Source organism: Pacificibacter marinus, from assembly GCF_018860505.1.
Classification (GTDB): Bacteria; Pseudomonadota; Alphaproteobacteria; order Rhodobacterales; family Rhodobacteraceae; genus Celeribacter; species Celeribacter marinus_B.
In genome coordinates, this window is the sequence record NZ_JAHKPU010000032.1 from 153,652 (window position 1) to 172,231 (window position 18,580).

General features: G+C 52.1%; 17 protein-coding genes and 1 other RNA gene. 9 read left to right on the top strand and 9 right to left on the bottom strand.

Annotated elements, in window-relative coordinates:
• Positions 1-41: 41 nt before the first annotated feature.
• Positions 42-1,259: an MFS transporter gene (locus KO503_RS12495; RefSeq protein WP_215991880.1), complete on the top strand. Its 1,218-nt coding sequence runs from the start codon at positions 42-44 to the stop codon at positions 1,257-1,259.
• Positions 1,260-1,290: 31 nt separating this feature from the next.
• On the opposite strand, the gene KO503_RS12500 is transcribed toward KO503_RS12495, so the two are convergent.
• The 6 genes from KO503_RS12500 to KO503_RS17810 all read right to left on the bottom strand — a co-directional run bounded on the left by KO503_RS12500 (position 1,291) and on the right by KO503_RS17810 (position 9,065).
• A complete protein-coding gene (locus KO503_RS12500) occupies positions 1,291-2,160 on the bottom strand; it encodes an NUDIX domain-containing protein (RefSeq protein WP_215991881.1) in 870 nt (289 codons plus the stop codon).
• The gene (locus tag KO503_RS12505) at positions 2,151-2,591 is read right to left on the bottom strand and encodes a TrgA family protein (RefSeq protein ID WP_215991882.1); all 441 of its coding nucleotides are present in this window, start codon (positions 2,589-2,591) and stop codon (positions 2,151-2,153) included. Before KO503_RS12505 ends, KO503_RS12500 begins: the two co-directional genes overlap by 10 nt.
• A 3-nt stretch (positions 2,592-2,594) precedes the next feature.
• Positions 2,595-3,842 carry an SAM-dependent methyltransferase gene (locus KO503_RS12510; protein WP_215991883.1) on the bottom strand — a complete coding sequence of 416 codons (1,248 nt, stop codon included), beginning with the start codon at positions 3,840-3,842 and terminating at the stop codon, positions 2,595-2,597.
• A 99-nt stretch (positions 3,843-3,941) separates the two neighbouring features.
• Positions 3,942-5,348, bottom strand: coding sequence for a cryptochrome/photolyase family protein (locus KO503_RS12515; RefSeq protein ID WP_215991884.1), 1,407 nt, complete (start codon positions 5,346-5,348; stop codon positions 3,942-3,944).
• A 108-nt stretch (positions 5,349-5,456) separates the two neighbouring features.
• A complete protein-coding gene (locus KO503_RS12520; RefSeq protein WP_215991885.1) occupies positions 5,457-7,280 on the bottom strand; it encodes an ABCB family ABC transporter ATP-binding protein/permease in 1,824 nt (607 codons plus the stop codon).
• A 165-nt stretch (positions 7,281-7,445) separates the two neighbouring features.
• Positions 7,446-9,065: a LysM peptidoglycan-binding domain-containing protein gene (locus KO503_RS17810; RefSeq protein WP_252731066.1), complete on the bottom strand. Its 1,620-nt coding sequence runs from the start codon at positions 9,063-9,065 to the stop codon at positions 7,446-7,448.
• Positions 9,066-9,183: 118 nt separating this feature from the next.
• On the opposite strand from KO503_RS17810, the gene KO503_RS12530 reads away from it, so the two are divergent.
• A complete protein-coding gene (locus KO503_RS12530; RefSeq protein ID WP_215991886.1) occupies positions 9,184-9,741 on the top strand; it encodes a TIGR00730 family Rossman fold protein in 558 nt (185 codons plus the stop codon).
• Here the strand turns inward: KO503_RS12530 and rarD are convergent.
• Positions 9,681-10,640 (bottom strand): EamA family transporter RarD, encoded by a 960-nt coding sequence (gene rarD / locus KO503_RS12535; RefSeq protein WP_215991887.1) that lies wholly within the window; start codon positions 10,638-10,640, stop codon positions 9,681-9,683. The two genes, KO503_RS12530 and rarD, sit on opposite strands and share 61 nt — an antisense overlap.
• A gap of 520 nt (positions 10,641-11,160) precedes the next feature.
• Entirely contained in the window at positions 11,161-11,763 is a 603-nt protein-coding gene (locus tag KO503_RS12540; RefSeq protein WP_215991888.1) for a superoxide dismutase, read from the bottom strand.
• Positions 11,764-12,023: 260 nt separating this feature from the next.
• On the opposite strand from KO503_RS12540, the gene ccmI reads away from it, so the two are divergent.
• The 3 genes from ccmI to KO503_RS12555 are packed head-to-tail and all read left to right on the top strand — an operon-like array spanning position 12,024 to position 14,011.
• Entirely contained in the window at positions 12,024-13,256 is a 1,233-nt protein-coding gene (gene ccmI / locus KO503_RS12545; RefSeq protein WP_215991889.1) for a c-type cytochrome biogenesis protein CcmI, read from the top strand.
• Positions 13,253-13,738 carry a Holliday junction resolvase RuvX gene (ruvX, locus tag KO503_RS12550; protein WP_215991890.1) on the top strand — a complete coding sequence of 162 codons (486 nt, stop codon included), beginning with the start codon at positions 13,253-13,255 and terminating at the stop codon, positions 13,736-13,738. The genes ccmI and ruvX overlap by 4 nt, the downstream gene beginning before the upstream one ends.
• A 24-nt stretch (positions 13,739-13,762) precedes the next feature.
• Positions 13,763-14,011 carry a DUF1289 domain-containing protein gene (locus KO503_RS12555; protein WP_215991891.1) on the top strand — a complete coding sequence of 83 codons (249 nt, stop codon included), beginning with the start codon at positions 13,763-13,765 and terminating at the stop codon, positions 14,009-14,011.
• A 96-nt stretch (positions 14,012-14,107) separates the two neighbouring features.
• Here the strand turns inward: KO503_RS12555 and KO503_RS12560 are convergent, their stop codons facing one another.
• A complete protein-coding gene (locus tag KO503_RS12560; protein ID WP_215991892.1) occupies positions 14,108-15,094 on the bottom strand; it encodes an MDR family oxidoreductase in 987 nt (328 codons plus the stop codon).
• 139 nt (positions 15,095-15,233) lie between these two features.
• Here KO503_RS12560 and ssrA point away from each other — a divergent pair.
• From ssrA to fumC, 4 genes are all read left to right on the top strand, one after another.
• Positions 15,234-15,611, top strand: a transfer-messenger RNA (tmRNA) gene (ssrA, locus tag KO503_RS12565).
• Between the two features lie 140 nt (positions 15,612-15,751).
• A complete protein-coding gene (locus KO503_RS12570) occupies positions 15,752-16,177 on the top strand; it encodes an ester cyclase (protein ID WP_215991893.1) in 426 nt (141 codons plus the stop codon).
• Positions 16,178-16,306: 129 nt separating this feature from the next.
• Positions 16,307-16,822 (top strand): SspB family protein, encoded by a 516-nt coding sequence (locus KO503_RS12575; RefSeq protein WP_215991894.1) that lies wholly within the window; start codon positions 16,307-16,309, stop codon positions 16,820-16,822.
• 240 nt (positions 16,823-17,062) lie between these two features.
• Entirely contained in the window at positions 17,063-18,457 is a 1,395-nt protein-coding gene (fumC, locus tag KO503_RS12580) for a class II fumarate hydratase (RefSeq protein ID WP_215991895.1), read from the top strand.
• The last annotated feature ends 123 nt before the right edge of the window (positions 18,458-18,580 follow it).

Consider the following 18,580-nt stretch of genomic DNA (forward strand, 5'->3'; position numbering starts at 1 on the left):
ACACACATAGGCCTGACGCCTTGGCCAAAAGAAGTTTCATCATGACAAGCCCGATTTTACCTGCCGATCACGCCCGCGCCAAACGCAATGTCTATATCTTGGTGGCGGCGCAAGCCTTTTTGGGCGCGCAGATGGCGATGATTTTCACCATCGCTGGGCTTGCGGGGCAATCTTTGGCATCGAACCTGTGTTTCGCGACTCTGCCAATCACGGCCACTGTACTGGGATCGATGTTAACGGCGACGCCGATGTCGAACATCATGCAAAAACATGGGCGCAGGGTCGGGTTTTTCATCGGCGCTGGCGCTGGCGCGCTGGGCGCGGCCATTGGTGCCATCGCTTTGCTGCAACAAAACTTTTGGTTGTTCGTTGTCGGTGGTTTGTTCACCGGCGTATATCAATCCTCCCAAGGTTTCTTTCGCTTTGCAGCCACCGACACGGCCTCAGAAGAATTTCGCCCCAAGGCGATTTCTTATGTGATGGCGGGCGGATTGGCCTCTGCCATCATCGGACCTCAATTGGTTAAACTCACATCGCAAGCCATGGTCGTGCCGTTTCTGGGCACTTACTTGGCAGTGATTGCAATCAATATCATCGGCTCGTCGCTGTTTTTATTCCTCAACATCCCCAAGCCCCCTATTGCGAAAGCGGGTGAAAGCCTTGGGCGGTCGAAATGGCAACTGTTGAAAACGCCGCGTATTGCCGTGGCGATCATCGTTGGCATGGTGTCTTACGCCTTGATGAACCTAGTAATGACCGCGACACCTTTAGCAGTTGTGGGCTGTGGCTTCACCCAAAACAAAGCCGCCGACGTGGTGTCTTTTCACGTGTTAGCGATGTTCATTCCCTCATTCTTCACCGGTTCCTTGATTGCACGTTTTGGGGTCGAAAAAATCATGGCCATCGGTTTGGCGATTTTGGGTATGGCTGGCCTCGTGGCACTGTCGGGCATTTCACTTGGCAACTTTTTTGTCGCTCTTGTGTTCCTTGGGATCGGTTGGAATTTCGGCTTTATCGGAGCCACAGCGATGCTGTCATCGTCGCATGAGCCATCAGAGCGCGGACGCGTTCAAGGCATGAACGATCTTTTGGTGTTCGGTGGCGTGACTTTTGCCTCGCTCGCATCAGGTGGGTTGATGAACTGCTCTGGCGGCACACCGCAAGACGGGTGGAGCGCCGTGAACCTTGCGATGATCCCGCTTTTGACCTTGGCGGGGGCAGCTCTGATTTGGCTGTGGATGCAGCCGAAAAAGACTTAGCCGCTTATCATTAAGAAAAAATAGGCCGAAACTACGTTTGGTCTAGCCTGTCTTTGTGACGGGCCAGCCAAAGCGCTGACACCATCAAAGGCCCCGTGTCCAACGCGCCTTGATCGGCCAAAGACATCAATTCATCAAAGCTTAAAAGCAGACTGGCGATGTCTTCTTGCTCAGATGCCAGACCACCAACGCCAACCACGGTATCAGGCAAATCAGCGATGCCCACGTATGAAGTGATGTATTCCGTCAACGCGCCTGGGGATGGGTAATAGCCACTGACAAGATGCAAATCCCGCAAGGCAATCCCCGCCTCTTCCATGGCTTCGCGCCGTGCCGTTGTGACCTCTGTTTCACCAGCATCGACGCGACCGGCAATGGGTTCAAGCAACCATGGCTGTGTGTCACCACGCACGAACGGAGCAATCCGAAATTGTTCAACCAACATCACGCGTTGGCGGATAGGATCATAGGGCAAGACAGTTACAGCATCAGCAGACACAAAAGCTGCGCGATCCATCGTGGCAGAGGTGCTGCCATCAAAACGTGTGTGTCTTAGTTTCAAATCCTCAACAGCGAAAAAATCGGAATACGGATAGGCTTTAGCGTGAACATCGACTGCATCCAGTCCACGACCACGTCGCCGCAAAGATGTGCCCTGCCCCATTGGACGCCCCATGCCAGCTCTCAGTCGACTGTCGGCGCGCACCAAAATCATGCCGCGTCGTTGGGCGACTTCTTTGGCGGGCTCAAACGGCATATACGCAAGAACTTCATGCGCGGCTGCAGTGATCAAATCAGCCGTTAGCGCGGGTTCTGATCCATCCAAGACTTCACAAAGATAAGCAATCTCGTCGTCTGCAAAACGCCCTTTGAGCGTTTCAAACGCTGAATTTACGACCATTTGCGTCCTACTTTTTCGACAATCCAGCCCCCGAACAGGCCGCCAAAGATCAACACGATCAGAATATCCCATTTCAACATTAACAAAAAGTGTTCCCCCATAAGTGCGACACAATTCGTCACCGCATGGATCGGGCCGTCATAGCGATTGCGCATCGAGCGGCGGATCATTTCTTCGAATGAGAAGTAAAACACACAGTATAAGACCAGCAAAAAGATTGCCGTCAGACCATATCCGTAGGCTGCACGCATCGAATCGCCTGCCCGCTTGCCCGCAAAGGTCCAGCCAACAAAGCCGCCGAAGCCCGCGCTGATCAAAAGCAATTTCCCAACCTGCGATCCCTCAGGAAGATAGGGAATAACCAATTGCGCCGAGAACCAGCCAACGAGGGCATACCAAAAGAGAGCTGCGAGTTTGGGCGCTGTAGGCATATGTTACCGATCCAGTTTGGACATTGTGATCTGTGTTACGTCGCAATTTCCACTGTGAAACGTCGCAGCGCAAGAGGTCAGATAAAAATTCCACATTTTACGGAACTCTGTGTCAAATCCGAGCGGTTCAATTTGATCCCAGTTGGCGTTGAAAGCCTCATACCACATGCGCAGTGTCTTGCTGTAGCTTTCGCCGAACTCTTTTGATTGCTCGAACGTCAAACCAGAGTCAGCAATCTGTGCCCGTAAGACGGTCGGGCATGGCAACATACCGCCCGGAAAGATGTGTTTTTGGATAAAATCAACGGACTTGCGGTAAATTTCAAACCGGCGATCCTGCACGGTGATGATTTGCAACGTGGCGCGGGCTTTCGGTTTCAAACACCGCCGGACCGTCTCAAAATAAACCGGCCAATATTTTTCTCCAACGGCTTCGAACATTTCAATCGACGCGATCCCGTCATACTGGCCGGTCTCGTCGCGGTAGTCTTGTAATTTCAGCGTCACCAAATCAGATAGTCCAGCCTTTTCAATACGATTCATCGCAAAGTTAAACTGTTCTTGCGAAATGGTCAGCCCTGTCACTTTCAAACCGCGATGCTTGGCTGCATATTCCGCAAAGCCGCCCCAACCACAGCCGATTTCCAACACATGATCCCCAGCTTTCACACCCATTTCATCGACCATGGAGCGATATTTGGCGATCTGGGCCTCAGACAGGGTTTCTGAATTGGTTTCAAACAAGGCCGAAGAATAGGTCATGCTGTCATCCAGCCACAGTCCATAAAACGTATTGCCCAAATCATAGTGATGCGAGATGTTTTTGCGGGCTTGGCGCTTGGAATTTGAATTTAACCAATGGCGCAGACGCTCATAGGCGCGCACCAGCTTCATACCAGGAAAGCTGTCATACATGTCGTCATTGTCGGCATGAACCAAATCCATGAATGCCTGCAAATCAGGCGTGTCCCAACCACCTTGTACGTAATCTTCACAAAATCCCAGATCACCTTCACGGATGAGCCGCGCAAAAACATCGTCATTTTTCAGCACAACAACAGCGTGAGGTCCATCGGCAAGGCCTTTGGCACGAAAAACACGCCCATCTGTCAGTACAAAATCAAGCTGCCCGCGTTCCAATCTGCTGATCATCGCAAAGGCTTGAGCAAAATAACGTGGCAGATTGCTTTGCCCCTGTGTGCTGGTCAAAACCTCGGTATCGTCAAGCGGTGTTGCAGCATAATCAAGCATAATAGCCCCTTTATCGGTTGTCGGTCCCACCTGTTTTTCAAAGGATGTCCCGTCAAATTTATCATATTTTGCGCGACTCGTCGCGTGGCAGCCCTAATTTTAGGCGGATTTTGGCAAAACACTGTATGCGTCAAGCGCACGTAATCGCCCTTCGTTCAAAGTCGCTATGGGTTTTGGGTAGCTGTCTTGCGGTGCCAAAGACCATGATTTTGGAATGGCGTCATAATAGCTAAGTGCCGTTTCACTGGGATGAACTTGACCTTCTGCAAGCCATCGGCCCAAGTACACGCCCTGCTTGTCGAATTTCTCGATCTGCCCGTCTGGATTAAAGATACGGAAATAGGGCGACGCATCTGGCCCGCAGCCTGCAACCCATTGCCACCCCATCGCATTCGCGGCGGGATCCCAATCAATCAAACAGTCCTCAAACCAAGCGCGCCCCAGACGCCAGTCCGTCATCAAATGTTTGGTCAAATATGAGGCAACGATCATCCGCGCGCGGTTGTGCATCGTGCCCGTCACATAGAGTTCGCGCATGGCGGCATCGACAAATTTGATACCTGTTTGTCCACGCCGCCAACGTTCGACGTCAGGACGCGACGCATCCGTATTCCACGGGAAATCCCCCCAATGCGATCGATAATTCTCTGTCGGCAAATCTGGTCTGTGATACAATAAATGATAGGCAAACTCGCGCCAGACCAGTTCTTTCAAAAAATGCTCTGCCCCTGCGGCGCCCTCTTCCAGCGCCCTTTGAGCTGCACGCCAGATTTGGCGGGGGGAAATTTCGCCATAAGTCAGGTTTTCAGACAGGCCAGAGCATACAGGCTCTGCCGGAAAATCACGGCGGGCTTTGTAATGGCCTATGTGGTCTTCGATAAACCGTGCAAGACGCGTTTGGGCTGCGGTCTCACCCACGTGAACATGGTGGATTACGACATCTGCCCCGCGCTTCATCGCGGCCCCAAGTTGCCAGTCTTCTAGCGCTTCACTTGCTGGCATAGGCGCAAATTTCAAAACTGGAATTGACAAGGCCGCATCTACGTCGCGCTGTTTGACCGCGTTCCAATAGGGCGTGTAGACCTTATAAAATCCGCCCTGTTTGGTCTCAACGGACCACGGCTCAAACAATAAATGCCCAGCAAGGGATTGAGCCTCGACATCATGAGCCTGCAGATTGGATTTCACATCGGTGTCACGCGCAATACATCCTGCATCATATAAGCGCGACCAAAACACCGATGTTGCGCCTGTCTCTTGGGCAAGCTGAACCAAAACATCGCGCGGCTCACCACTGCGCAGCACCACGTCACCGCCAAGCGCTTTCAGTTGATCTTGCAGGTGCTCAAGGCCCAGCCCCATGCGCCACTTGGGCGCGGCCCCCAAAGCGTCAACAATGCCATCACGAATGAACACAGGGATCACATCGCCAGCACGCACCGCCGCACATAGTGCTGGGTTGTCCGCAAGCCGCATATCGCGCCGTATCCACCACAGTGCCGTCATCAATCGCCCCAGTCGTAACCTGTTGTTTTAAAGGTTACGCAAGGGTGATGTGATTGGATCACTTTGACAAGAGATTCAGGTCATTAAGACCCAAACGGGTTGAAAACACTAAGCAACGTCTTCACGATCTTCGGCCTGTGCCGCCCACATGGCACTGTATTTCCCGTGACGTTCCAGCAACTCCTCATGCGTGCCGCGCTCTGTCACCTGCCCTTTTTCCAGCACCACGATCTCGTCTGCATCGGCCACAGTGGACAGGCGGTGCGCGATGGTTATGACAGTACGCCCCTCGCCTGCTGCTTTCAAAGCCCCCAAAATATCGCGTTCTGTTTGGGTATCTAGCGCCGACGTGGCCTCGTCCAGCAGCAAAATCGGCGGATCTTTCAACAGGGTGCGCGCGATGCCCACCCGTTGTTTTTCACCTCCAGAAAGTTTCAGCCCGCGTTCCCCAACTTGGGTCTCATAGCCATTGGGAAGGCTTAAAATAAAGTCGTGGATTTGCGCTTTTTTGGAGGCCGCAACAATTTCATCAAATGTCGCATTGTCTTTGCCATAAGCGATATTGTAGCGCACGGTGTCATTGAACAAAACTGTGTCCTGCGGCACCACACCGATGGCAGCGTGCAAAGAAGTTTGCGTCACATCGCGCACATCTTGGCCATCGATCAACAAACTGCCGCCAGAGATATCATAAAAGCGAAACAGCATGCGCCCGATGGTGGATTTACCCGCACCCGACGGGCCGACCACAGCGACCTTTTTGCCAGCAGGCACAGACAGGTCTAGCCCGCGCAAAATGGGACGTTCCGCGTCATAAGCGAAATCAACATTTTTGAATTCAAGCGCGCCGCCTGAGACGTTCAAAGGTTTCGCATCGGGCGCATCCACCACTTCCGCAGGTTGCTCTAAAAGGCCGAACATTTCTTCCATATCCACCAAAGACTGGCGAATATTGCGATACATAGACCCAAGGAAATTCAACGGCATGGTGATTTGGATCATATAAGCGTTGACCATCACAAAATCGCCCACGCTCATTGTCCCGTTTTGCACGCCCATTGCGGCCATAACCATCACACTGACCAAACCAGAGGTGATGAACACAGACTGGCCAAAATTCAAGAACGCCAAAGAATATTCGGTTTTGACCGCCGCTTTCTCATAGGCCGCCATCGCGGTGTCATAACGAGCGATTTCGCGGGCATCTGCGTTGAAATATTTGACCGTCTCATAGTTTAGCAAGCTGTCGACGGCTTTTTGATTGGCGTCATTGTCTTGGTCGTTCATTTCCTTGCGTATTTTGACCCGCCATTCAGTGACCTTAAATGTGTACATCACATAGGCCGCAATCGTAATTGCGACGACCGAAAGATAGGAAAACCCAAAAGCGCGCCACAAGATGATCAACACCATGCTCAGTTCTAGGATCAACGGAAACACGCCGAACAGCATGACGTTGAGCAAAAAGGCAACGCCTTTGACGCCGCGCTCGATAATTCGGCTCAAACCGCCGGTTTTACGGGTCAAATGATAGCGCAGCGACAGGGCGTGAATGTGCTGGAACGTCTGCAAAGCCAATTGGCGCAGTGCAGCTTGGCCTACAGGGGCAAAAATTGCATCGCGCAACTGTTGAAACCCGTTGGTCATCAATCGCGCAAATCCATAAGCGACAGTCAACCCGACAGCACCGAAAACGAGCATCATTTCAGGCTTATCCGCGACATCACCGCTGAGGACATCCACCGCCAATTTATACAAATAAGGGGCCGTGACAGAGATGACTTTTGCCGAAATCATCACCAGCAAGGCCAAAATCACGCGCACACGCGCAGGGCGATTGCCCTTGGGCCACAGGTACGGCGCCACTTGTTTGACCACGGACCATCCGTTTTCTGGACCTTTAGAACTGGTGATCGACGGACGTGGAGACATAAAGCGGCCTTTAAGAATAAGATGACATATGCGACGATAAACCTGAATTCAGGCTTAAAACCAAACAAGAAGAGGTATATAGGCGCTGACCCAATCTAAAAACAGGGGCAAATGACATGCCTGCCCCTGTTTTATTGAAATCCCGATATGTAAAACCTGCAAACTTTATTCGTCAGGTAAAACAAACACCTGTCCAGGGTAGATCAAATCAGGGTCACGGATTTGAGCCACATTGGCGTTGAACACGCGCGCAAACAAGAAACCATCGCCGTAAGTTTCAGAAGCAATGCCCCAAAGTGTATTGCCTGGCTGCACAGTGATGGAGGCAATGCGAGGTTGCGGCGCCTCTTGCGTTTTTGTTGTAACGGCCGCTGCCTGTGCCGTTTCGGACTGTGCTATTTCGGGCTGTGTGCTCGCCTCCGTCGCTTCAGAAGCCGCCGTTTGCTCTGCAACAGGGTCTGCCCCTTGTGCCAAGCGTTCAAGCACGGCGACATCTTCGCGTTTGAATGGGATTTCCACACGGCTGAGCACCTTACCAGCCTCATCCACCATATCTGCACGCAAAGAATAGATGCCCGTCGCGACATCCATCTGCGCCCGCCACTGACCATCAGTGCCGACAGATGTATCCATCAAGGCTGCATTGTTCAGATACAACCGCACAGTTGCGCCTGCCATACCGCGCCCAGATGCAAAGACAGCACCATCAGGATCATAGGTGATCGCATCGATGCTGACGCCTGTGATCGGCGCTGCCGATTGCAAGATTTTCACACCGGTCTCATCGGCCACCATAACCATTGGCGCTGCGGGCGTTTCGTTTGAAACTGTGGTGCTGACAGGCGGGGTCTCTGGTAAGGTTTGCGTTTTTGCCGTCTCAGTTTCGGTCACTTCCGCAACATCAGAATTAGCCTCAGTGTCAGGATCAATCTGCGCGGTTTCGACAGGTTCCGGTGCCCGAACAGCCTTGAAGGGGGCGATAACGATTGAACTGCTGGCAAAAACGCGGGTCTCGCCCCTTTGCGCTGCGATCTGCATCTCGCGTGGGTGATCCACTGCGGGGATATCAAACAGTGCCACGTAGTCGCCGCTTGCACCGGTTTTGACACGGGTCAATTCGCCCCCATCAATAAAGATCAAAATATCCACGCCAGCATCCGCACGTCCTGCAACGGTGGAAATGCCCTCTGGCGGAATACGCACAATATCCACCGTTGGCACAGACAAGGCATGCACAGCAGAATCTAAAGTGCTGTCGTCCGGCTTTGATGTCGAATCTTGTGCGACCTCTTGAGGCGTCTCGACAGGAACTGCGGCGGTTGTCGTTTCACGTGCAGGCGCTTGATCAACGGCTTCGGGTTCAATGTCGGGCGCAGTTATGGCGAGCGCTTCTGTCGGCGTGGTATCAACAAAATCTTCTTGCGCGGGAGCCTGCGTGGGCTGAACAGGAGTCTCCATAGGCTGCAACACAACGGGTGGTTCAACAGGTTTAGACGCCACAACCGCAGGGTTTGGCGCCGAATCTACGTTGTGACCTTCCTCGTTGCCATCTTCAGTGGTGATTGCACTTACGTCAGGCACCGTCATATCAACCAATGCATCACCAGTGGTTTCGTCAACGCGTGGCGGTGCAGACATGCTGACCGTTTCGACCTCACGTGGTACGGCAGCGTCGTCGCTTGGCGCGGCAATATAGATGACATATCCTATTGCGACTGCAATCGCGATCGCAGACGCCCCCGCGACAGGCAAAGCCGCCGACCCAAAGGCCTGTTTGAAAGGCATAGTGTTGTTCCCGTTTCCCTAAGTCCCCTCATCTTTTAGAGGGGTTGAGCCACGGTAACAATGCGCCTAACAAGGGTCAAAGACTTCCTGACCCAATCTATTGCCAAAGGACCGTAAAATGGCTGATTTTTCCCTTTCTGTCTGTGTTTTTTGCGGTGCGCGCTCTGGCGGTGATCCTATTTATGCCGAAGTCGCGGCACATCTTGGACGCACGATTGCAGATCAGAACTGGCGTTTGGTCTATGGGGCCGGCGATGTTGGACTGATGGGCACCGTTGCGCGAGCCACTCAAAAGGCTGGCGGGGCGACCTTTGGCGTGATTCCTGTGCATTTGATGAAGCAAGAAGTCGGCAAGTCTGATTTGTCGACATTTGTTGTCACTGAAAATATGCATGAGCGCAAAAAAGTCATGTTCATGAACTGCGATGCCATTGTGGTCTTGCCTGGTGGAGCTGGGTCTTTGGACGAGTTTTTCGAGGTCTTAACATGGAAACAAATCGGCTTGCACGACAAGCCGATCTATTTGTTGTCTGTGAATGACTACTGGGCCCCGCTTGAGGCTTTGATTGATCATGTGATTGCAGAAGGCTTTGCCTCTGATATCAACAAAAGTTATTATAAAACAGTCTCTTCCGTCGAAGAACTGACAGCAGACCTTTTGTCAACGCGCGCCTGACGTTCGACACGCCACGCCGTCCATGTGAACAGAGCAAGGCCTGTCCAAATCATCGGCAAAGCGATCATATGCGACGACGTCACCACTTGGCCGAATACCCAAACGGCGATGATCATCTGCAATGTAGAATTGTGGTAATTGCCAAGCCCAAGCACGATCATAGACATACGGCGCGAAGCGATTGAGAACAAAATCAACGGCACGCCCGTGACCGCTCCTGCAAGAATCAACAAAATTGTATCGCGGATCGTCACCCCGAAAGCGCCAGCGGCCTGCGTCTCTGTGCCGCCCCAGCCCCATATTTCAATCCCGATCAAATAAATCAAAGCAAATGGCGCCAAAAGCGCGGCCTCGGCGGCCATAGAAATCACAGCGCCCACAGCCAAGTCTTTTTTAATCGTGCCATAAATGACAAAACTGCCTGACATTGTCAGAGCAAGCCAAGGTGCCGCGCCAAGGCCAATCGTCAATACGACAACCGCGGCCAATCCCAACAACATCGAGACATACTGTAGCCCCTTTAAGTGCTCGCCATAAACCACAACCCCAACGCCAGCCGCCATCAACGGAAAGATGTAATAGGCCAAAGAGGCCTCAAGTGTTTGATCGGATTGAATGGCGTAGATGAACAAGAACCAGTTGAGCGACACGAGTATCGCGGCTGGCGCGATCCGGTACAGACCCTGCGCGCCGCTTTTGGGATGCAGCAAAAACAGCAGCTCGCGCGTGCGCCCTTGCAAGACAATAATAGCACCGAATAAAACAAAAGACCAAAAGGTACGATGCGCCAAAACCTCAAGCCCCGGGACGTGATTCACCTCGCGGTAATACAGTGCTGAGATACCCCATAGGGTGTAGGCCAAGAAGAGTGCGAGGAATCCGGTTTTGCGATCAGTCATGACATCAATTGGCGTGAAAGACTGCCGGCATGCAAGAGGAAATGGTATACCAAAACAACCCAGATACGCACAGCACTTCTGTAAAAAAAGTGCGACATAGGACGTCGACAAAATCCTCTGACACCTGTTTTACGCGCTCTTGTATAAGCCTAGAGAGACATCCAAAACGTCATGAAATCGTATCTAATGCGCTAAACTGGGCTCGTCAAAATTGCCAAATGCACCATTTCTATCCGCACACCTCGCAATTTAAGTTATTGTATTTAAATACCTAAACCTCCAAACCAATCGAAAGCCTAAACCGGTATTGGCGTCGTTTCTGTCTGAACACGCTCGCTCAGCAAGGCCTGCGGTGCTTGCGGTATTTGCGAGAGCAGAGTGTATTTTTATAACAAAACACCTAAACCATCTATCTTTTAAAAGGCGTTCTCATAACCTTCTATGCCAAATTGCAAACGGGTCATCAAAACCAAAAAGGACGCCCCAAGGCGCCCTTTTCTTTTATCATATACGTCAGAGCTTAGCCCAAACGGGATGCAACGTTTTCCCAGTTCACGAGCTTCTCAAGGAAGTTTGTAAGGTACACAGGGCGTTTGTTGCGGAAATCGATGTAATAGGAATGTTCCCACACATCACAGCCGAGCAATGTCGTTTGACCGAAACACACAGGGTTCACGCCGTTTTCAGTCTTAGTGACTTTCAACGCGCCGTCCGTGTCTTTCACAAGCCAAGCCCAGCCAGAACCGAATTGACCAGCACCCGCGGCACAGAATTGCTTTTTGAACTCATCGACGGAACCGAAAGATTCAACAAGCGCTTTTTCAAGCTCAGTTGGCATCGCGTTGCCATCTGGGCCCATCATTTCCCAAAACTGGTTGTGGTTCCAAAGTTGTGAGATGTTGTTGAAGATGCCGTTTTGCGCGACAGAAGATTTGTCGTATGTGCCAACGATGATTTCTTCCAAAGATTTGCCATCCCACTCCGTGCCCGCAATAGCAGCGTTGCCATTGGTCACGTAAGCGTTGTGGTGCAAGTCGTGGTGAAATTCGAGCGTCTCAGCGGACATGCCGAGATCGGCAAGAGCATCGTGAGCGTATGGAAGATCTGGAAGTGAAAAGGCCATGATGAAGGCTCCTCTATTTATCTGGTGCGTTTGACTGGCCTATACGTGATCCGATGCACGCGCGGGGTCAAGGGCAGACAGGCCAAGTTGTGCGAATTTAGCGCAAGTGGGGGCAAAGTTTAGCACGAAACGCCCCCGCGATCAGATCACCAACAGGCCATAGCGTCACATCTGCTTGATAAGGCCTTTCGTAAGCGGCACGCGCGGTCTACATCTGTGGCCAGATACGACCTGACACTGACCTAGCGCGGATACACCTTATGACCTTTTGGATCATCGCCACGATCATTGCCCTTCTTGCCACAGCGCCTTTGGTGCTGGTGTTGCTGCGGACACGTGGCTCGACCGCAGATGACATCGGCAATACAGCCATCGAATTGCGCGTCTATAAAGATCAACTGAATGAGGTGGATCGCGATCTGACGCGTGGAATGCTGACCGAAGATGCAGCAAAACGCGCCCGTTTGGAAATTTCGCGCCGGATGTTAGAGGCGGATAGCAAAAAAGACCAACACACCACCAAAGACGCCGCCCTGCCCCTTTGGGCAGCTTTGCTGATCGGTGCGATAGTTTTTTGGGGGGGCGTTTGGCTTTATACCGTCGAGGGCGCGCCAACTTATCGAGATTTACCATTGGAAACCCGCTTGGCACTGGCGCAAGAAATCCGCGAGACACGGCCCACGCAGGCCATCGCCGAAGATAGCGCGCCTGCGTCGCCACCGCTTGAGACACCGAATCCAGAACACCTAGAGTTGCTCGATCAATTGCGTGCAGCATTGGAAACCCGCCCTGATGATCTGCAAGGTCACATGCTTTTGGCGCGGAATGCTTCTGTTGTTGGTGAATACCGTGAAGCCTATGCCGCGCAAACCCGTGTGATTGCCATCAAAGGCGATGCCGCTACGGCCGAGGATTATGCCACTTTGGCTGACTTTATGATCTTGGCTGTCGGGGGGTATATCTCTCCCGAAGCCGAGGCCGCGATCACGCAATCTTTGGCCCGCGATGCAGGCAATGGCACAGCCAATTATTACGCAGGGTTGATGTTCGCCCAAACCGGACGCCCAGATATGACGTTTCAACTTTGGTCGCGCTTGCTCAGCAACAGTGCGCCAGATGATCTTTGGGTGGCGCCTATTCGGGACCAAATCGAATCCGTCGCCTTTGCCGCAGGCGAACGCTATACCTTGCCACCTCTGCCCTCTGCTGAGCTCAAAGGCCCAACAGCGGACGACATAGAGGCCGCTGCAGATATGGACACAGGCGACCGCATGGCCTTTATTCAATCCATGGTCGATCAGCTGTCGGCGCGATTGGCGAATGATGGCGGTACGCCAGACGAATGGGCGCAGCTCATTTCGGCCTTGGGCGTATTGGGTGACACCAGCCGCGCGCGTGCTATATGGGGCGAGGCACAGGTCATCTTTGGACCTGACGCCGCAGCCTTAGCCACGGTTCGCAACGCCGCCCAATCAGCAGGAATTGTTCAATGAGCGCCCAAATTTTCGAAGACATCGCTGAATTCGCGGCAACGCTACCCATGATGACATCCATTGCCGGACTTGATTTTGGTGACAAAACCATTGGCGTGGCGGTCTCTGATCGCTTTCGAACGATTTCCTCATCTGCCATGACAGTGCGTCGCAAAAAATTCACTTTGGACGCGCAAGAGCTGATCAAAGTCTTTGGCGAGCGCGAAATCGGTGGTGTTATCTTGGGGTTGCCCCGCAATATGGACGGATCCGAAGGCCCGCGCTGTCAAAAAACCCGCGCCTTTGCCCGCAATTTAAGCCAATTGATCGAACAGCCGATCACCTATTGGGACGAACGCCTGTCCACTGTGGCGGCTGAACGTGTGATGCTTGAGGCAGATATGTCGCGCGCCAAACGCGCCGAAAAAATAGATCAGGTTGCAGCAGGGCTAATTTTGCAAGGCGCGTTGGATCGTTTAGCGCATTTGAAAACCCAAGCCTGACATAAAGTATTTGATCTAAAACACATGACAAACAACACCGACAATATTTGGACGCGTGCAGAAATCGAAAGCCCCTGCACCAAAGTCTGCCAAATTCATCCTGAAACACGGATGTGTTTGGGCTGTGCGCGCTCCATTGATGAAATCGGTGGTTGGTCAACCATGTCACCTGCCGAGCGCGCCGCCATAATGGCAGACCTGCCCAATCGCGCAGCCGCCCCAACCACGCGGCGCGGCGGACGTGCTGCGCGCCTCAAACGCAAGTTCGACTGACATCGGTCAGTTGCTCAGTGTCATTCAAGCTAAAAGGTCGCCCCTATTGGAGCGACCTTTTCTTTTTGGAAACAACTATGCCAAGCGCCTTTGGCCTCAAGTCATTGAGACAACGACACGCCCTTTGACTTGCCCACTCAAGATATCCGCCCCAAGCTGCGGCACGTCCTCAAGTGTTGCTGGCACGATCATGTCTTCAAGCTTGTCCATCGGCAAATCCGTAGCAATCCGCGCCCAAGCTCGGTTACGATTCTCATAAGGCTGCATCACGCTGTCTATGCCCAACAGATTTACCCCGCGCAACAAAAACGGGATCACGCTGGCCGGCAGGCTTGCGCCGCCTGCAAGACCAATCGCCGAAACAGATCCGCCGTATTTCAACTGGCCTAAAATGCGTGCCAGCATCTCACCGCCAACGGCATCAATACATCCCGCCCACGTTTCCGCCTCAAGCGGGCGCTTCACAGTCTCATTGATCTCGGAGCGAGCAACAATCTGTGACGCCCCCAAAGATGTCAAATACGCTGCCTGCTCTGGGCGACCAGTTACACCAGCCACTTCATAGCCCAAATTGGCCAATATCGCCGTGGCAACAGACCCGACACCACCGGCAGCGCCCGTGACCAAAACAGGGCCTTTTGCTGGCGTCAAACCGTGATCTTCCAGCGCCAAAACCGCCAGCATGGCTGTGAAACCTGCCGTTCCGACAGCCATCGCTTGGCGCGTTGTCAGACCTTGCGGCAAAGGCACCAACCAATCGGCTTTCACTCGTGCTTTTTCGGCATATCCGCCCCAATGCACTTCGCCCACACGCCAACCGGTCAATACAACCTTATCACCTGGGGCATAGCGCGCATCCTCAGATGCCTCGACAGCGCCCGCAAAATCGATGCCAGGCACATGGGGGTAGTTTCGCACAAGACCGCCACCCTTGGGCGAAAGACACAGACCGTCTTTGTAATTGAGCGTTGAATATTCGACTCGTACGGTCACATCTCCGGCGGGCAATAAGCTCTCGTCGATGTCTTTGATCCGAGCCTCAGCCAGACCATCAGCCCCCTGTTCCATCACCAATGCCCGCATTGTATCCTCCCATAATCCGATGAAATTCGCATCGATTGTCCCGTTGCAGGCAAGTGTCAGGCAATTGGATATAGAGCGCAAGTCAGATATTTTGTGACGCGGCGATCACGCCCGTTCAACCATTGTTATAGCCTCGCCCCCCCTTGCAGCCTGCGCCCAGACTCCCTATATCTAATGCGTCGGGCTTGCTCGACTATGGACATAAACGCGCTCGTAATACACGGATCGGACCAGGGGGCGGTACCCTGCGTCTCCACCAATCACTCCTGTATCAACTCTCATTTGGGGTATGATGACAGGGCACATGGGGACGAAATAGGATCGACGGACGTCTAAAGGGGTTAGCTTTGTTTCGGTGAGTTACCACCGTTATCGGTACAAACTGAGTAGTTGCAAATGACAACAAAGCTCCAATGGCTCTCGCAGCGTAAGCTGTGCGAAACATTGAAATCTTAAGCCCTGTCGCCTAGCAGCGTCAGGCGGGGTTCGCAGGTACCTGGCAACAGAAACCTGCACTTAACACCCCTACATATTAGTGCCTTTTCCGCATACGACAATCACGCAGCAAATGTATGTGCCTCACCTCATTGAATCGTAAGTCTTTATTTACACCTCAATGAGTATGATCATTCAAATGTGAGCAACTGGAGTGACAAGATGACTGGCGTGGAAATTCTAAAGGCCTGGTATGCACGCGTTTGGGAACAAAACGACTTGGACGCAGTAGCCGAATACTTTGACGTTGACGCAATGGCCAATGGCCTGATGACGGATTTAGCCGCCGAACTCGAAGACTTCCAAACTATTGTGCCTGCGGTCATGCGTTTGGTTCGAAATGTCAAAATCACCATCACGCACAGTATGGAAGATGGCGACAAAGCATGGGCCCATCTTGAAATATCGGCCCTAAATGCCGAAAATCTGTCACCTGTAGCTTGCTCTGGTCAGGTTATGATTAGAACAAAAAACAATAAAATTATCGAAGCCTACAACCATTTCGACTTTATGAGTTTCTTCGAACAGCTCGGCTTTCTACCGAAAGACACGATTGCGTTGTGCTTATCAGGCGAACAGCTCTCCTGACGGCAAACCCGTTACAGGCGGATGCCACATTTTTAACCCAAAATGCCGTCCTGATTGGGCAAAGCCCCTCTTTCCTTTGGCATAGAATCCCTTATGCTAAGAGCACTACATCTTGGAAGGATGCATAAGATGGCAAAATCCATTGACTACGGAAATCTAATGCACAACGCGATGCGTGGCTTGATCCGTCAAGTTCTCGAAAACGTGCGCAAAGAGGGTTTGCCCGGCGATCACCATTTTTTTATCACCTTTGACACAATGCATCCTGATGTTGAATTGGCCGACTGGCTGTCAGATCGCTACCCCGAAGAAATGACCGTGGTGATCCAGCATTGGTTTGATAATCTTGAAGTCAATGAAGACAGCTTTTCTATCACATTGAATTTCGGCGATAGTCCAGAGCCGTTGTTTATTCCATATGATGCAATCCGCACCTTCGTGGATCCTTCTGTGGAATTTGGCCTGCGGTTTGAGACGCAAGAATCCGATGAGGATGAAATCGAAGTAGAGGATGACCACGAAACGGTCGATGCCGATGTTTCTGAGTTTTCAGCGAATCCAGCCAAAACTTCAGACGAAGCCTCCTCTCGCGAGTCCGCTCCCAAAGAAGCCGAAATCGTCTCTTTGGATCAGTTCCGCAAATAACGCTCAGACTTAATCCACACCATAACCAGCTGGTCCTTGGCACAACATGCGCCAAACCGATACGTGTATCCAGCGCTAGTGTCTGCCCTACACAATATAGTGCCTGCGCACCATACATTTCGTATGCTGCTAAAAATTTAGCGCTAACACTGGCATGTATGCAACCGTATACATTGCAAGCCCTCCTGCAAAAGCGTATATCCAACACAAATTATGGCTTCGCACCAAGGGAGAGCCCCCATGACCACCACTCGTACAGAAACCGACAGCTTTGGCCCATTAGAGGTCCCTGCAGACAAATATTGGGGGGCGCAAACGCAACGTTCCATCATGAACTTCCCTATTGGCTGGGAAAAACAGCCCGTGCCAATCATTCGCGCACTTGGTGTTGTGAAAAAGGCCTGTGCGATGGAAAACTTCGCCCAAGGCAATCTCGACAAAAACCTCGCCGACGCGATCATCGCTGCTGCCACCGAAGTGATCGACGGCAAATTCGATGATAACTTCCCTCTCGTGGTGTGGCAAACGGGGTCAGGCACACAATCCAACATGAACGCCAACGAAGTGATTTCGAACCGCGCGATTGAAATGTTGGGCGGCGAATTGGCCTCTAAAAAACCAGTTCACCCCAACGATCACTGCAACATGGGTCAGTCGTCTAACGACACATTCCCAACAGCCATGCATGTCGCCATCGGCATGCAAGCGCGTGATGTGTTGCTGCCCGGTCTCGACAAATTGGCCTCAGCTTTGGAAGCCAAATCAGAGCAATTCAAAGACATCATCAAGATTGGTCGCACACATACACAAGACGCAACCCCTTTGACCCTGGGCCAAGAATTCAGCGGCTACGCGCATCAAGTGCGCAAAGGCATCGAACGCGTCAACGCCTGCTTGCCTGATATTTATGAACTCGCTCAAGGCGGCACAGCCGTTGGCACAGGTCTGAACACGAAAAAAGGCTGGTCCGAAGCCGTCGCCAAACATATGGCCGACATCACTGGTCTGCCTTTTGTAACTGCACCAAACAAATTTGAATCCTTGGCTGCGCATGACGCGATGGTCATGTTCTCTGGCGCTTTGAAAACAGTTGCCGCGTCTTTGTTCAAAATCGCCAACGACATGCGCCTTTTGGGCTCAGGTCCACGTTCTGGTCTTGGCGAACTGATCTTGCCAGAAAATGAACCAGGTTCATCCATCATGCCAGGCAAAGTGAACCCAACCCAAGCTGAAGCGCTCACTATGGTCTGCTGCCATGTTATGGGCAATGATGCGGCGATTGGCATGGCCGGTTCGCAAGGCCATTTTGAGTTGAATGTTTACAATCCGATGATGTCTTACAACGTCTTGCAATCTATGCAGCTTTTGGGGGACAGCGCCTCTGCCTTTACAGACAACATGGTTGTGGGCACCGAAGCCAATATCGATCGCATCGACAAGTTGATGAAAGAAAGCTTGATGCTGGTGACAGCCCTTGCGCCAACCATCGGCTATGACAATGCGACCAAAGTGGCCAAGACCGCGCATAAAAACGGTACGACCCTTAAAGAAGAAGCGATTGCTTTGGGCTTTGTAGACGCCGAAACCTTTGACGCTGTTGTGCGTCCTGAGCAAATGATTGGTCCAAAAGACTAACTCATCATTTTGTTCACTCTGTTACAGGGCGGCCCACGGGTCGCCCTTTTGCATGAAACTATATCTGTTTTCTTTAGACGTCTTAAAAACACTGGCATCGCCATCAATCAATGGTATCATTGC